Source organism: Bacillus sp. CH140a_4T (assembly GCF_008923725.1).
Taxonomy (GTDB): domain Bacteria; phylum Bacillota; class Bacilli; order Bacillales; family Bacillaceae_G; genus Bacillus_A.
Window position 1 is genome coordinate 44,288 of record NZ_WBPF01000019.1, and the last position, 15,187, is coordinate 59,474.

Here is a 15,187-nt window from a genome sequence, read left to right on the forward strand (position 1 = left end):
TTCTCAACATGTCTTATACATATTGGAAAGAAAGTTAGAATTTCCTCTACAAAATAAAAAAGTTTCTTCCTATTTAAGAAGAAACTTTTTTAGGACTACTTCATAGAAATAGTTGCCTCTACTGGATAATGATCAGAATAATCATCATACGTATATTTTTTGAGCCATGATGTAACAGTCCACTGTGGAGATTTCGGTTGTAATACTTTATTCTCTATAAATGATGGATTCGCATGATCTTTACTTGCAATAATATAATCTAAATGTTCAGCAGGTGCATCTGGATAATTGTATTTCGCAATACTGTTTGTCGTCGCATCCCAAGTTGCTGTATGTCCCGTATAAGATGGAACTGACGCATGCAATGTTTTAAACATGGATGCGTACTCTGAGTCACTATTGTTCTCTGCATTTATTTTATTCACGTTCATATCGCCACCAAATAAGACGTACTCGTCATTTGGTATATTCTTATTTTTTATAAAATCTTGAATTTCTTTTAGCTGATTTGTACGTACAGATGCAGGTGAAGTTTTTCCGCACATACTATCTTCAGCCTGCAAATGTGTCCCAATCACATGAACGAAACGATCATTTTTCTTAATTTTCGTGTATACAAATCCTTTATTTGATAAATTATCTGGCCCGCATCCTTTTGCAAATACATATTGAATCTTCTCAACGATCGGCCATTTACTCACGATTGCAACGCCCCCATCTTCAGGAGTTGAAGATGAATAGCTACCTAACGTTTTATCCCATTCATTTCCGTTACTACGACCTAATACCGCTGTTTGATTTGGATATTCTTTCTTTAAATTCCCTAACAAGCGATCTGATGCGCTATTATCAAACACTTCATTTAATATAACAACGTCTTGATTCTTTATATAATCTGCCGCCCCAATTAAATCAGCACGATCACTTTGTCCCCAGTTCGGATATAAATTTGTTGATAGCATATACACGTTATGCGTCATCACTTTCAAAGTATTATTTTGATTTGTAGACGTTTCTGCTCGAGCTGAAGATCCTCCGTATAAAACTCCTAAACCAATCCCAAAGCTAAGTACACCTTTTAGCAATTTACCTTTCACGTTTCATACCTCCATGTGTATAGTGATAAAAAGGCCAAATACTCTATTATGAGATTTGACCTTTTTTAAATACTTAACGATCTCCGTACGTATCAAACCAGAGCTGAATGTATCCAGCGGTAACACGTTGTGCATCCATTAATCGCTTACCAGTCATTGGTGTAACTTCAGCGCGCCATTTATCGGCATATTCTTGTGATACAGCTGCTTTTACGAACCAATCTTTCGTATCATCATTTACAATGCCAGCGTAATCTTGTTTCGCAACTACTGCTGCTCCGTGAATCCAATCTTCTGGATTTGTACCTTTCCAGTTCCAATATCCATTTCCATCCGTTACTTTATAATTATCTTTTATCGTATCTACAAAGTTTTCATATTTAGAATGGAATCCTTGTGGGTATGAAAGATTTGTAAAGTTTGCCGCATGCATCGGTTGGTTTACATCTCCTAAATAATGAAGAGATAATCCTAAATAGAAGAATGCTTGTTTCATATCTTTATTTTTGTATGACTCACCAGCTAATTTAAAATATTTAGCCCCAGTTTCTTTTGCCTGCTTTGCAAATGGAATATATGTTTTTCCATTGTCTGGATCATAGAAATGTGAAGCAAATGTGCTATTATCATAATAAGGATTTTCATAGTCAGCAGCGTAAATACCGTTCTCTAACTCCGTACGCCCTTCATTTAATTGTGCAACTCGATCTTGTTTTACAAGTGTTGTATTGCGAGACATAATATCAATAGCACGGTTTACAATCCATAAATGAGAGTTTACGCCTTCTTTATGTTTATCTTCAGCAGACCAGCGATGAACTATTTTTATTTTACTTCCCCCATCATTTTCATGAGCAAATGCAACACTTTGTAACGGAGCTACTAATGTAATAGCTGCTGCTAAAGCAAGTACTTTCTTTTTCATCTGAAATCCTCCATTTTATAATTGAATTATTGTAAACTTTTCTGTTAGGATCCTATGATGTCGTCCGGTTAACCTATGACTAGAATATCCCACCTTTCATGAAAATTCTATCACTAAATTAAAATATGCAAATGTTCATATCATTATAACTTTATACATAGTGAATATAATGAATGAATGCTCTTATATTGTAATAAAGTATTGTTAATCTACTGCAAATGATTGTCTAAACTAATGTAAAAAAAGAGTAAAGCATCCACATGCTTTACTCTTTTTTTCGATTCGATAATATACTTGGCAGTTGTACATTAACTGCCAACTTATGAATAAATCCAAACACTAATCCAATCCCAATAAATATGTATAAGATTGTAAATATCTTTCCAAAATCAGTTTGTGGACTAAAATCCCCATCACCGACAGTCGTCAACGTGACCACACTAAAATATAAAGCGTCAAGAGGACGTAATCCTTCAACTGTACTATAAAAAATCGTACCAGATGTTAATGTTAAAAATGTTAATACGAATAACACTTGAAATTCTTTATCTTTCCACGCTCGCAAACAAGCTTTTAGCATCCGTTTCAATGTCAACATAAATGAAAGCATTAGACTTCCCCTTCCAAACAAAATACCTTTAGTTAAAGGAAAGTCTATCACCTTTCTGTATAGAAAAAAAGTAGCCCTCTTCTATTTCTAGAAAAGAGCTACTTTTTACTATTCTCTATTATTTAGGTGAAACAAGAATTTTCACTTGTGTTTTATCTTTTACAAGTGCTTCAAATCCTTCTTCAACAACTTGATCCACTGTGATTTTTTTCGTAATTAATTTCTCTGCTTGAATTTGGCCAGAGCTAATTAATTTAATAACAGCTGGGAAGATATGACGGTATCCAAGAATACCGATAACTTCTTTTTCTTTTAGTACAAGGTTGTTTGGCGTAATTGTTGCGTCTTTTTCCCATACACTCACAATTACAGTTTGACCTTCAAAGCTTGTACTTTCAATCGCTTGACGAAGCACTACTTCAACACCTGTTACTTCAAAGCTCACATTTACACCTAAACCATTTGTTAAGCTACGAATTTCTGCTAATACATCTTGAGTAGCTGGATTTAATACGTAATCCGCACCTGCTAATTTTGCTAACTCTTGACGTTCTTTAGAAAGTTCAACTGCAATAACAGGAGTTGCTCCTGCTGCTTTAGCCGCTTGAATAACAAGAAGTCCAATTGGACCACAACCAAATACTGCTACAGCTTCCCCTTCTTTTAATTTACTTTGACGTACTGCATGAACGGCTACTGCTGCTGGTTCTACAAGTGCACCTTGTTCATACGTCATTTCATCAGGAATATGGTGAACCATATCTTCTGGTACTACTGTATATTCAGAGAAACCGCCGCCTTCTCCGCCAAGACCGTGGAAAACAAGTTGTTCACAAACATTGTAATGTCCATGTTTACAAGCTTCACATTTACCACAAGAATAAATTGGTTCTACAACGACGCGATCTCCCACCTTATGAGAAGTAACGCCTTCACCGATTTCAACTACCTCACCACTAAACTCATGACCTAAAATAACCGGTGCTTTTACGTGTGTTAATGGGTGCTCTTCTGTTGGAATAAAAATAGGTCCTGCTAAATATTCATGCAAGTCTGTTCCGCAGATACCACACCATTTCACTTTAATCTTAACTGCTCCTGGTCTTACAGTTGGTTCTGGTACTTCTTCTACTCGTACATCACGTTGATTATGCCAAAGTAGTGCTTTCATTTTATACATCCCTCTCTACGTATATACTTAACCTGGTGAAGTTTACAAATCTATTATAATACTTTCATCCATATATTTCAAAAAAACAATCTCTTTTCCACTAAATTTTAACAAATAATGTTCAATATTTTGTCACTTTGTACTTTTTTCCACATCTGTTAATTCAATTTCATTGCGGTTGAAATTAGCATTATGCCATAATAGCATAGGAGAGGTGAATATCGCTTGAAATATTTTATTTACTTTATTGTTATCGTAGCGTTTCTAGATACATTTTCACAATTACCTATTATGAGTACGTTCGCTCAAAGTCTTGGAGGATCTCCTCTTATTATTGGGCTAGTTGTCGGTATGTACTCATTCGCTAATATGATCGGTAATATAATTGCTGGCGCTGCCGTCGATAAATTTGGTGCAAAAAAAATACTTTATATAAGCATGGGACTTACGAGTTTCATAGTCTTGTTATACACCGTTGTTCAAAGTGGTGAACAACTATTAGTTGTGCGCTTTATGCACGGCTTTAGTGACGGATTTTTAATTCCTGCTGCCTTTACGTTTTTATCAAAACAAACAAATTCAGCAAGACAAGGTAAGGCAATGGCTCTATCTGGTGCTGCTGTTGGAACAGCGGCAATTGTAGGACCTGCTTTCAGTGGGATTATGAAAGCTACTGCTGGTATAGAGTGGGTGTTCATTACCATTTCTATTTTAATGGTCCTTGGTACAATCGTATCTCTATTCTTCTTACCAAATAACGTATCAAGAACAGATACTTCAAGAACACAAATGATGAACAAAGGAGATATGATTGAACTATTGAAATCAGAACCGTTATTACAAGCATATATTGGTGCGTTCACACTAATGTTTTCACAAGGAATTGTCACTTATATGCTACCAGTGAAAGTTGAGGCATTAGCACTTAAAGCATCTACAACAGGTATGATGTTAAGTGTATTCGGAATTACCGCTATCCTCTTCTTCTTACTGCCAACAAACCGTATTTACGATCGTTTTAATCGTTCAAAGCTCATGTTAATTGGGATTGCAGTAATGGCATTAGCTTTATCTTTACTTGGATTATTCGCAACAAAAGGCATGCTCTTTATCGTTATGATGATTTATGGCATTGGATTCGCTATCCTTTTCCCATCGATAAATGCATTACTTGTTGAAAATACGACAGATGATAAACGCGGAAAAGCATTCGGATTATTTTATGCTTTCTTCTCATTAGGAGTTGTTGCTGGATCCTTTACAGTTGGAGCAATTGGGGCATCACCTAGCGTCAGCTTCCTTGTTGGAACTGCATTCTTATTAACATTTGCCGGTATGATTTATGTAAGAAGCAAAATAAAAAGTAAAGCAAAAAGCAAAGTAAAAAAGACAATGATGGGTTAATTCCATTATTGTCTTTTTTTAATGATAAACTCCTATTCAACTTTTAACTTTCAATAAACCGTATTTAATAAACAATATGGCATTATATTTTTCATAGAGATAATACAATGGATAACAAAATAAGAAGAAAATAAGTACAGTTGGGACATCGTCTATAATAGAAAAATATTTTACTAGTAATTCCTTGATACTCTCTCCAATTATAATAAACAGTGGAATGATACAAATTGCCGCTAATATTAAGCATGGTGTGATCCTCATTTCTTTTAGCTTCACCTTACAGTGTGGACACCTGAATGAAAAAGGATGCGGGAGATCCATAATATGTTGCGCAGTAATATTCCCTTCACACTGTGGACATTCAATTATTTCTTTCATTTCATTCACCCCTTTCTATCCATAAAAAAGAGCCCTATCGAATAGAGCTCTTTTTTTGCCAAATATATTACTTTTGTGTGCAGCTAAGTAACAATGTAAATAAATTGAATGGTAAAGGCAACACTACATTTCTTCTTTTACAAAAAAAAGTGTATAAATACCAACGATACTTCGACAATTTCCTCGGAAATATTTCCTTTCCCCACATAATTTGATACACTACATATGAACAGACACTTGTATTACATAAGCTAAAATAATAACTTACTGTACAAATTGAAAAGCACACTCTTCATATGAAGAATGTGCTTTTATGTTATTAACGTTTAATCCAAACAGCGCCTGCCGATTTATCCTCTGCCTGTCCAACAACTTGGAATTTAAGTCCAAGGTTTGGAACTTTTCTTCCTGCATCTGCAATTTGTTTGTTACTATATACTTTTGAATCATCAAATGTTGTAACACCTTGTAATCCAGAATAGTTAAACTGTCCACGTGTTAATGAATTTGCACTCCATGCTGGTGTTTGATCAAATGAAAATGCAGCATCTGCAATTTGCATACCTGTATTACCGTAAGTTGGTCTTCCGTTTAAATTCCCAACAAATGCCTCTGGATGCGAATCCACAACACCAAGGAATCCTTCACCTGGATGCACCCCAACCCAGTTATCTTTAAAGCTATCATCTGCATACCAAACGACAAGACCTGTATTATACACTGGACCTTTTCCTGCCTTTAATCCATTATCTGATCCCGCATAGTTTCTCCACTCTAAGTAGTAATAATGAGCTTTCTTTTCTGTCCCATCAGAAACAACAAAACCATTTAAATTCATTTTAGCCTGTCCTTCTGTATCATCAGAAAATACAACTTGTCCATCAACAGTTACATTTACATTATCCATCGCGAAACCTTTATATGTTACAGCCGGATCTGTAATATAATCGAATTGCAGTTTCACTTTTTTCCCTTTAAATTGACTTAAATCATATGATTTATCCATCCATTTTCCATCTGTTGTATCTTTATCTTCTTGGACTACTTTTTCTCCAAGTCTATCAATTAACGTTTTCGTTCCATCTTCTGTTACTGCATGCACTTCGACAAAATCGCACTCTGCTTCTAACTCATAATTTGCTTTATAATCGAATTTTGCATTTGTTCCTTTTGTTAAATCAAAGAATGGTGTCTCTAGTGTTGTATGCATATCATCTCCTCTTGTACTATAATATGCATGCTTTCCAAACTCCGGTTTAATCGTTTCAACACTCTTACCCGGTAAGTTAACACGTACAACGCCTGGACGATTGGATTTCGTAACACTTTGATCGATATATGTAGGAATTCCTACTCCACGCTTAATTTTATCGTAATCTACTTCTAAAATTTTTGCCCAGTTGCCGCCCATATTCTTTTGTAAGAAGTCTTTATTTTGTGGTGAAAAACTAGTTGGCTCTGTTCCTGCAATTTTCCCTGTCCAACTACCTCCACTCATTAATGACCACGCTTCGACAGGTGAACCAGTTCCAGTATATTTCGTGTCATATTCATCTGGTAAGCCAAGATCATGTCCAAATTCATGCGCAAATACACCTACTGCTCCATCTTCAGGTTCAATTGTATAATCATGCGCCGCTACTTTTCCACCAAAGTAATCTACCTTTGATTTTGTACCTTCAACCGCTACTGGATCTATTGCTAATTTTGAACGATGTGACCAAATTGCATCATCACCTAATTTACCGCCACCAGCTTCTTGACCAACGCCAGCATGGATTACCATTAAATGATCAATTACACCATCAGGTTCATTTTGATTTCCATCACCATTTGTATCATATCTATCGAATTGATCAAATTGAGATAAATCTAGCCCTTTCTCAGCAGCTGCATGTAAAGCTTCTTTCACTAAATCACGTGCGCCTTTTGGTCCTTTATTATCGTGACCACTACTACCATCAGCACCGTAGTCAGACGCTTTTCCTGGAACAGTTAGCCATTCCGTTACATATCCATCTGTCGTATAACTTCCACCAGACTGCTCTTCATAATATTGTTTAAACGTTTTTACTTTCGAACCATCAAATAGCGTGTACGGTTCATTACCAAATAACATTTTTTGATAATGCTCTCTACTAAAGTCATTCGAATACATATACCCTGGCGTTTGATCAATATTATTATGTTTATAATCACTAAATTCAACGAGTAATACTAATACTTTATCATTTCGAACAGATCCCTTATATGGTGCTTGCTTCGCTTTAGAAGTTGGGACTTGTCCATTCAATTGCTTTTTATTTGGTTCTGGCTTTTGCTCAGGACTAACATTTTTTTCAGGTTTCTTTACTTTCTCCTTTTCTTCCATCTTTTTCTCTTTTACTTTTTTTACAAAGTCAGATGCCTCTTTAGCAGTATCCGCTGGAAGAATTTCTTTATTTGCCTGATCGCCTTGTTTCTTTTCAATGTACTTTTCTACAGCCTTTTTCGTTTCTTCTTTAGAAGATGCTGGATTAATTGTTCCTCTTTCTTTCAACGCTTCCGCTAAACGATCTTCTTGAATTAAATTGTAATCAATTGGTGTTGTAGATACATTCTCTTTCTCTTTTGCTGGCGTTTCTGCGTATGCTAATGGAGCACTCATTACAGATGTGCATCCGATAATTGCCGCAATTGCTAAAGATGATAACACTTTAAATGGCGCTTTTCTTCTCATTCTATTTCTCTCCTTTTATAAAACTTAAAATTCAGATAAATAAGTGCATTTAAATCAAAATCTCTACTTTCTGCCCTCCCTATATAAAATGAAACTTTAATCAGTGGGAGTTTGTCCATCCCTACTGATTATTAGTTGAACCAATCGGGCATTTACGGGCAGTTGATTTCCCACCTAACTTCTTTGCTCTAGCTGAATTTTAAGGTGGGAATCTTACTGACCGTTAATGCTGGACAAAAAGGCATAATTCTATAAACGTTAAGCTTTCTGTTATAGAATCATGCCCCTCCAGTTTTCTGGTCAGAACCTCTAACTTTTTATGTCGAAATATGAAAAATAAAAAGTGATTTGATATATATTAAATAGCTTATATAACAAATTTAAAAGACAATATGCAAAATTGCATGAAAATTCTTTTAAATAAAAAAGAACCCTAGTCAATTAAACTAGGATTCTTGATTTTCTATTATTTCTCTTGTGTTTTTTCCCAATCAGCTAAGAACTTCTCAACTCCTTGATCTGTTAATGGGTGCTTCACTAATGAAGCAATTACGTTTGCTGGGATTGTTGCAATATGTGAACCGTTTAATGCTGCTTCTGTTACGTGAACACTGTGACGTACAGATGCTGCAATGATTTCTGTTTCAATGCCGTGAATTGCAAAGATTTCTGCGATTTGGCGGATTAGGTCCATACCGTTATGACCGATATCGTCTAAGCGACCTAAGAATGGTGAAACGTATGTTGCACCAGCACGAGCTGCAAGTAATGCTTGAACTGCTGAGAATACTAATGTAACGTTTGTACGAATTCCTAAGTCAGAGAATGCTTTTACTGCTTTTAAACCTTCTGTTGTCATTGGAACTTTTACAACAACGTTTGGAGCAATTTTCGCTAACTCTTTTCCTTCTTCGATCATTTTATCAGCTTCTAAGCTAATTACTTCTGCACTTACAGGTCCTTCTACAACGTTGCAAATTTCACGAATACGCTCGTGGAAATCTACGCCTTCTTTTGCTACAAGTGATGGATTTGTCGTTACTCCAGCTAATACTCCTAATGCATTTGCCTCTTTAATTTCGTTAATGTTTGCTGTATCGATAAAGAATTTCATTTGTTATTCTTCCTTCCTAATTTTCATTTTATATTTATTTGTTTTTCTTAATAAGCTCTAATTCAATCGGAATAGATTTGTCTACTTTTTTACCTTGCGTGATTTCTTTTGCTGTTTGCATCGCCTTCTCCCCGATTAATTCCGGTTTTTGAGCAACTGTTGCAGCCATACGCCCATCGTTAACCGCTTTTACAGCATCTTCTGTTGCATCAAAACCAACAACGACTACATCTGTTTTTCCAGAAGACTTCAATGCTTCAAGTGCCCCTAATGCCATTTCATCGTTATGCGCAAACACGGCTTTAATATCACTATTTGCTTGCAAAATATTTTCCATAACAGATAATCCTTTTGCTCTATCAAAATCAGCTGCTTGTTTTGCAACTACTTTTAAAGACTTATCAGCTACGTTATGGAATCCTTTCCCGCGCTCACGAGCAGCAGAAGAGCCAGGGATTCCTTCTAATTCAGCAACATTTGCTCCCTCGCCAACTAATTCACGAATGTAATCACTAGCCATTTGACCACCTTCAATATTATTAGAGGCAATGTGAGAAACAACTTTACCTGAATTTGCAACGCGGTCTACAGTAATAACAGGGACATTTGCTGCATTTGCCGCACTTACTGCTGAAGCAACAGCATCTGAATCGGTTGGATTAATAACAACTACATCGACACCTTTTTGAATTAAATCTTCAACATCATTTGTTTGCTTTGCTGCATCATTTTGTGCATCAACAGCAATCAACTCAATACCGCTTTCTTTCGCTTTCTTTTCTGCCCCTTTTTTCAAAGTAACAAAAAATGGATTGTTTAAAGTTGAAACAGAGAATCCAACTTTAATAGTTTTATTTCGACCTTTATCGCTAGAATCCTTTGCCCATTCTGGTGGTTCCATTGAACAACCAGCAGTAATGACCATAATACATGCAACGAGTATAAGTAACCATTTCTTCATGAACTGTCCCTCCATTACGCTTCTTTTCGACGATCAATTAATACAGCTAGTAAGATTACAAGTCCTTTTACAACTTGTTGGAAGAAAGAAGATACGCCTAATAAATTTAAACCGTTATTTAGTACACCGATAATAAGTACACCGATGAATGTACCAACAATCCAACCTCTTCCCCCAGAAAGACTTGTTCCACCTAATACAACTGCTGCAATTGCATCTAATTCGTAAGAAGTACCTGCAGTTGGCTGTGCAGAATCTAGTCGTGATGTTAAGACAATACCTGCAAGCGCTGCCAAAATTCCGGAAAGACCGTAAATCATCACTTTAATTCTCGTAACATTAATACCTGATAGTGCTGCTGCTTCTTCATTTCCACCAATTGCAAATGTACGGCGACCAAATGTCGTTTTCTTCAAAATGAAGTACAGTACTGCGAAAGCGATCATCATTGTAACAGCTGGTACCGGAATACCGAGAAAATAACCGCGGCCAAACATTTGGAACATTAAATGATCACCAAGACCAGTGATCGGACGTCCGTCCATATAAACAAGCGTCAACCCACGAAAAATAGTCATTGTTGCTAAAGTTGCAATAAATGGAGCTACTTTTCCCTTTGCTATGATGATACCGTTTACAATCCCCATTACAAGACCAGCTAATAATCCAACTGCCATCGCAAGGAACGGGTCCATGCCACTTGCCATCATTCCAGCAACAAGTGCACTTGATAATGCTAAAATAGAACCTACCGATAAGTCAATACCCCCTGTTAAAATTACAAAGGTCATTCCGAATGCAATAAGCGCATTAATCGATACTTGACGCAGTATATTAAATAAATTTGGAATCTCAATAAATGCCGGATTTAAAGCTGTAATTACGACGATAATTAATACTAAACCGATTAAAGAACCGAGTTGTTGTAATACATTCCCCTTCTTAGCCATCCTTACTCTCCCCCTGTAGCTAGTGCCATAATAGACTCTTGTGATGCCTCATCTTTCTCTAAAATGCCGCCGACTTTTCCTTCATGAATAACAAGAACGCGATCACTCATTCCTAAAACTTCTGGAAGCTCAGATGATACCATAATAACGGCATCTCCTTGCTCTGTAAGCTTATTCATAATAGAGTAAATTTCTTTTTTCGCCCCAACATCTACACCCCTTGTTGGCTCATCTAAAATGAGTAACTGCGGGTGGATACCTAGCCATTTTGCAATAACGACCTTTTGCTGATTTCCACCAGAAAGAGATTTCACCGCTTGCTCTCCACTAGCTGCTTTCACATTAAGAAGTTTCATCATATCCGCTGTAAACTGTTGTTCTAGTTTGTTACTTACGACACTTCCCTTTGAAAGACTTTCTAAATTCGGTAAAGCTAAATTTTCTCGAATTGAGAAATCTAAAACTAACCCTTCAGATTTTCTATCCTCTGTAATAAAAGCTATTCTTTGTCTAATCGCATCTATCGGACTATCAATCTTTACTTCTTGTCCATTTATAAAAATTTGGCCAGAATCTAAAGGTTCGTATCCAAATATCGCTTTCATAATATCTGTACGGCCAGCTCCCATCAAGCCAGCAACACCAAGGATTTCGCCTTTTCTCACTTGAAACGAAATATTTTCAAACTTCCCTTTTTTCGTTCCGTTACGCATCTCAAAAATGACATCGCCAATTTGACTATTTCGCTCTGGGTAACGTTCACCAATGCTGCGCCCCACCATCATACTCACTACTTCATCAAATGATGTTTCTGGAATAAGTCTCTTTCCTACGTATTCTCCATCACGTAAAATCGTAATGGCATCACATATTGAAAAAATTTCTTCCATTCGGTGTGAGATATAAACGAACGAAACGCCTTCTTTACGTAATTTATTAATGACAGTAAACAACGTTTCAATTTCACGATCTGTTAATGCAGCTGTAGGTTCATCCATAATAATAACGCTCGCGTTTGTCATTAACGCTTTCGCAATTTCAATAATTTGCTGTTGTCCAACCGATAACTCTCCTGCCAACATAGCGCCTTTTACATGTAACCCTAACTCCGCTAGTTGCTGCTGCGCAATCGCGTTCATTTGACGCGTACGTAAAATACCTGTCTTCCCATACATTAACTCTTTGCCGAGAAACATATTTTCAGCTACTGTTAAGTTCGATAATATGTTCAATTCTTGATGTATAAATGCAATACCGTACTCTTCAGCTTCTTTCGCATTTTTAAAAGTTCGTTCTTGTCCATCAATCGTGATTGTTCCACTATCTCTTTTATATACACCTGTTAAAATCTTCATGAGCGTTGATTTGCCCGCTCCATTTTCCCCCATCAATGCATGGACTTCCCCTGTTTCAATCATAAATTGTGCACTCTTCAAAACAGGATTACCATTGAACGCCTTTGAAATATTTTTCATTTCAATACGCATTCCCATCACTTCCCTTTATTAAAAAATCACGCCTGCATGTAAAATTACATTGGCATAAGGAGTAGCCTCTCCTGTACGAATAATCGCCTTCGCTTTCTTCGTATGCTCTTTAAATTGTTCATGCGATACATATTCAAACGCTGGCTCTATTAATTTCAGCTCAATCTCTTTATTTACTTCAACATTATTGTTAATGATTTCTTCTGCCAACGTTACTTTTTCAATTGCCATATCATCAGCTACCACTTGCAATACGTCTAAAAAGCTAGGTTTTCCAATCTCAACAGCTAAATCAATTCGTTTTACTTCGTCAGGAATTGGTAACCCGCAGTCTGCGATTACAATCGTATCTGTATGTCCAAGTGAAGCAAGGACTGCTGCAATCTCACTGTTTAATACACCGTGCTTTTTCATCCGACAATCACCTGTACTTCACGTACTCTATCTCTCGTTGGCATACCGCCCTGTGCTCCAAGTTTCGTTACAGAAAGGCCACCAGCAATATTCGCAAAACGAATTGCTTTTTGAAGTGTTTCTCCTTCAGAAAGCGCAACTGCTAATGCACCATTGAATGTATCACCAGCTCCAGTCGTATCTACTACATCAACAGCGATGCTAGGAACATGTACAATCTCCGTACCATTATGGAAACGAACACCTTTAGAACCTTCTGTCATCAATAGTTTATTTGGATATTTAGCCAGTAAATCTTCAATTGGTGATGTGAAATCATCTAATACGATGCGGCACTCATGTTCATTTGGTGTAATATAAGTTGCCTTTTCTAAAATATCTTCTGATAACACTTGTGCTGGCGCTGGATTTAACATAACTGGAATATTATGCTCCTCACAAATAGCCAATACATATTTTACTGCTTCAAGTGGAATCTCTAGTTGAAGAACAACCATATCTGCTTTTATAAGAAGATCTTTCGAACGATCTACAACCGACTCATTTACAAGAGCATTCGCCCCTTGCACGACAACAATACTGTTATCCTCTTCTGCTAAAACGATATGAGCAATTCCTGTCGCTGCATCTGTAACCGGTACCACATAGTCGATAAAAACGCGTTCGTTCTCTAAATTGCTCCTAACTACAGTTCCATAATTATCGTTTCCTACCGCTCCAACCATCGCTACATTGGCGCCTAATCTAGCTGCAGCAACCGCTTGGTTAGCTCCTTTCCCTCCCGGGATTGTATGAAATGCTTCACCAATTACTGTTTCTCCTGCTTTCGGACGCTTTTTTGAAACAGCCACTAAGTCCATTGAAATACTACCTACTACTGCAATATTTGGCATCTGTTTCATCTCCTTACTTCGTTGTATTTCGTTCTATAATTTCAATCGGTAAACGATAGTGTTTCTCTTCTAATACGTTTCCTTCCATCTGCTCTAACAACAGCTCTGTTGCAATTTTCCCCATTTCATAAATTGGCTGTGCAACAGTTGTAATAGATGGATACATCATTTCTGTTAAAGAAATTCCATCGAATCCGATAATTTGTAAATTATCCGGAATAGAAATCCCCTTTTGAAGTGCAGCCTTTACAATACCTATTGCAATTAAATCATTTCCAGCAACAATTCCATCAATATGCGGGTATTCTTCTAATAACTCCACCGCTACACGCTCACTATTAGCTGGATCAAATGTACTCTCTGCAATCATATAAGAAAGATTATTTTGCGTAATAACGTCTACAAAACCTTCAAAACGCTCATTAGCCGTGCTTACGTCACGCGGTCCGCGAATATGCGCAATATGTTTACACCCTTTATCTATTAATAACTTTGTCGCTGCCTGACTCCCTGCATAGTTATCTGCATATACAGTAGGAATACGCTCATTAAACATACGGTCAATTGCAACAACTGGAACAGACAACTTCATGTAATTAACACTATTTTGTGGATTCGTTGCTACAATAAATCCATCCACATTATTTTGCCTAAGTACATCAATATATTGCTTTTCTTTCTCTAAACTCTCATCAGAGTTACAAAGGACAACTGTGTATCCTTGCTTATGCGCTACATCTTCTACGGCACGTGCAACTTCTGGAAAGAATGGATTCACGATATTTGGAACAACTAAGCCAATTAAACGAGATTTTTTATTATACAGTGAACGCGCTACTGTACTAGGTTTATAATCTAGCATCTCAATCGCTCGCTCTACTTTCTTTAATGTATCTTCATGAACATATCCATTTTTATTTAACACTCTGGAAACGGTCGCAACAGATACTCCCGCTAATTTTGCAACGTCTTTAATCGTACTCATTCTCTTTCCTCTCCATTTCATGTAACCGTTTACAGAAAATAATATAACGTATTTCTAGAAATACGTCAATCATTTCTCA

14 protein-coding genes are annotated in these 15,187 nt (G+C 36.6%); 1 reads left to right on the forward strand and 13 read right to left on the reverse strand.

Annotated features, from left to right (window positions below; all coding sequences use genetic code 11):
• Positions 1-95: 95 nt before the first annotated feature.
• The 4 genes from sph to bdhA all read right to left on the reverse strand — a co-directional run bounded on the left by sph (position 96) and on the right by bdhA (position 3,803).
• Positions 96-1,097: a sphingomyelinase C gene (gene sph / locus F8162_RS20475; RefSeq protein ID WP_151635748.1), complete on the reverse strand. Its 1,002-nt coding sequence runs from the start codon at positions 1,095-1,097 to the stop codon at positions 96-98.
• Positions 1,098-1,170: 73 nt separating this feature from the next.
• Entirely contained in the window at positions 1,171-2,022 is an 852-nt protein-coding gene (gene cerA / locus F8162_RS20480) for a phospholipase CerA (protein ID WP_151635745.1), read from the reverse strand.
• A 265-nt stretch (positions 2,023-2,287) separates the two neighbouring features.
• Positions 2,288-2,632, reverse strand: coding sequence for a potassium channel family protein (locus F8162_RS20485; protein ID WP_000948235.1), 345 nt, complete (start codon positions 2,630-2,632; stop codon positions 2,288-2,290).
• 118 nt (positions 2,633-2,750) lie between these two features.
• Positions 2,751-3,803: a (R,R)-butanediol dehydrogenase gene (gene bdhA, locus F8162_RS20490; protein WP_151635743.1), complete on the reverse strand. Its 1,053-nt coding sequence runs from the start codon at positions 3,801-3,803 to the stop codon at positions 2,751-2,753.
• A 225-nt stretch (positions 3,804-4,028) separates the two neighbouring features.
• On the opposite strand from bdhA, the gene F8162_RS20495 reads away from it, so the two are divergent.
• On the forward strand, positions 4,029-5,207 hold the full coding sequence (locus F8162_RS20495) for an MFS transporter (RefSeq protein WP_151635741.1): 1,179 nt from the start codon (positions 4,029-4,031) through the stop codon (positions 5,205-5,207).
• A 36-nt stretch (positions 5,208-5,243) separates the two neighbouring features.
• On the opposite strand, the gene F8162_RS20500 is transcribed toward F8162_RS20495, so the two are convergent.
• The 9 genes from F8162_RS20500 to rbsR form a co-directional block, all read right to left on the reverse strand.
• Positions 5,244-5,585: a hypothetical protein gene (locus tag F8162_RS20500; RefSeq protein WP_151635739.1), complete on the reverse strand. Its 342-nt coding sequence runs from the start codon at positions 5,583-5,585 to the stop codon at positions 5,244-5,246.
• A 319-nt stretch (positions 5,586-5,904) separates the two neighbouring features.
• On the reverse strand, positions 5,905-8,304 hold the full coding sequence (inhA2, locus tag F8162_RS20505) for a M6 family metalloprotease immune inhibitor InhA2 (RefSeq protein WP_151635737.1): 2,400 nt from the start codon (positions 8,302-8,304) through the stop codon (positions 5,905-5,907).
• A gap of 466 nt (positions 8,305-8,770) precedes the next feature.
• Positions 8,771-9,418 carry a fructose-6-phosphate aldolase gene (gene fsa, locus F8162_RS20510; protein WP_151635735.1) on the reverse strand — a complete coding sequence of 216 codons (648 nt, stop codon included), beginning with the start codon at positions 9,416-9,418 and terminating at the stop codon, positions 8,771-8,773.
• Positions 9,419-9,452: 34 nt separating this feature from the next.
• Complete coding sequence (gene rbsB, locus F8162_RS20515) at positions 9,453-10,379, reverse strand: ribose ABC transporter substrate-binding protein RbsB (protein ID WP_087979445.1); 927 nt, start codon at positions 10,377-10,379, stop codon at positions 9,453-9,455.
• Between the two features lie 14 nt (positions 10,380-10,393).
• A complete protein-coding gene (locus F8162_RS20520) occupies positions 10,394-11,329 on the reverse strand; it encodes an ABC transporter permease subunit (RefSeq protein WP_001074641.1) in 936 nt (311 codons plus the stop codon).
• 2 nt (positions 11,330-11,331) lie between these two features.
• Positions 11,332-12,816: a ribose ABC transporter ATP-binding protein RbsA gene (gene rbsA, locus F8162_RS20525; RefSeq protein WP_151635733.1), complete on the reverse strand. Its 1,485-nt coding sequence runs from the start codon at positions 12,814-12,816 to the stop codon at positions 11,332-11,334.
• Positions 12,817-12,834: 18 nt separating this feature from the next.
• On the reverse strand, positions 12,835-13,230 hold the full coding sequence (gene rbsD, locus F8162_RS20530; RefSeq protein ID WP_151635731.1) for a D-ribose pyranase: 396 nt from the start codon (positions 13,228-13,230) through the stop codon (positions 12,835-12,837).
• On the reverse strand, positions 13,227-14,123 hold the full coding sequence (rbsK, locus tag F8162_RS20535) for a ribokinase (RefSeq protein ID WP_151635729.1): 897 nt from the start codon (positions 14,121-14,123) through the stop codon (positions 13,227-13,229). Before rbsK ends, rbsD begins: the two co-directional genes overlap by 4 nt.
• A 13-nt stretch (positions 14,124-14,136) precedes the next feature.
• Positions 14,137-15,108 (reverse strand): ribose operon transcriptional repressor RbsR, encoded by a 972-nt coding sequence (gene rbsR, locus F8162_RS20540; protein ID WP_000104028.1) that lies wholly within the window; start codon positions 15,106-15,108, stop codon positions 14,137-14,139.
• Positions 15,109-15,187 lie beyond the last annotated feature (79 nt).

Bases quoted from the DNA above. Each gene is read 5' to 3' on its own strand.
- bdhA (WP_151635743.1), bottom strand. From the start codon at position 3,803: ATGAAAGCACTACTTTGGCATAATCAACGTGATGTACGAGTAGAAGAA.
- cerA (WP_151635745.1), bottom strand. From the start codon at position 2,022: ATGAAAAAGAAAGTACTTGCTTTAGCAGCAGCTATTACATTAGTAGCT.
- rbsB (WP_087979445.1), bottom strand. From the start codon at position 10,379: ATGAAGAAATGGTTACTTATACTCGTTGCATGTATTATGGTCATTACT.
- F8162_RS20500 (WP_151635739.1), bottom strand. From the start codon at position 5,585: ATGAAAGAAATAATTGAATGTCCACAGTGTGAAGGGAATATTACTGCG.
- rbsK (WP_151635729.1), bottom strand. From the start codon at position 14,123: ATGCCAAATATTGCAGTAGTAGGTAGTATTTCAATGGACTTAGTGGCT.
- fsa (WP_151635735.1), bottom strand. From the start codon at position 9,418: ATGAAATTCTTTATCGATACAGCAAACATTAACGAAATTAAAGAGGCA.
- inhA2 (WP_151635737.1), bottom strand. From the start codon at position 8,304: ATGAGAAGAAAAGCGCCATTTAAAGTGTTATCATCTTTAGCAATTGCG.
- rbsR (WP_000104028.1), bottom strand. From the start codon at position 15,108: ATGAGTACGATTAAAGACGTTGCAAAATTAGCGGGAGTATCTGTTGCG.
- rbsA (WP_151635733.1), bottom strand. From the start codon at position 12,816: ATGCGTATTGAAATGAAAAATATTTCAAAGGCGTTCAATGGTAATCCT.
- F8162_RS20485 (WP_000948235.1), bottom strand. From the start codon at position 2,632: ATGCTTTCATTTATGTTGACATTGAAACGGATGCTAAAAGCTTGTTTG.
- F8162_RS20520 (WP_001074641.1), bottom strand. From the start codon at position 11,329: ATGGCTAAGAAGGGGAATGTATTACAACAACTCGGTTCTTTAATCGGT.
- rbsD (WP_151635731.1), bottom strand. From the start codon at position 13,230: ATGAAAAAGCACGGTGTATTAAACAGTGAGATTGCAGCAGTCCTTGCT.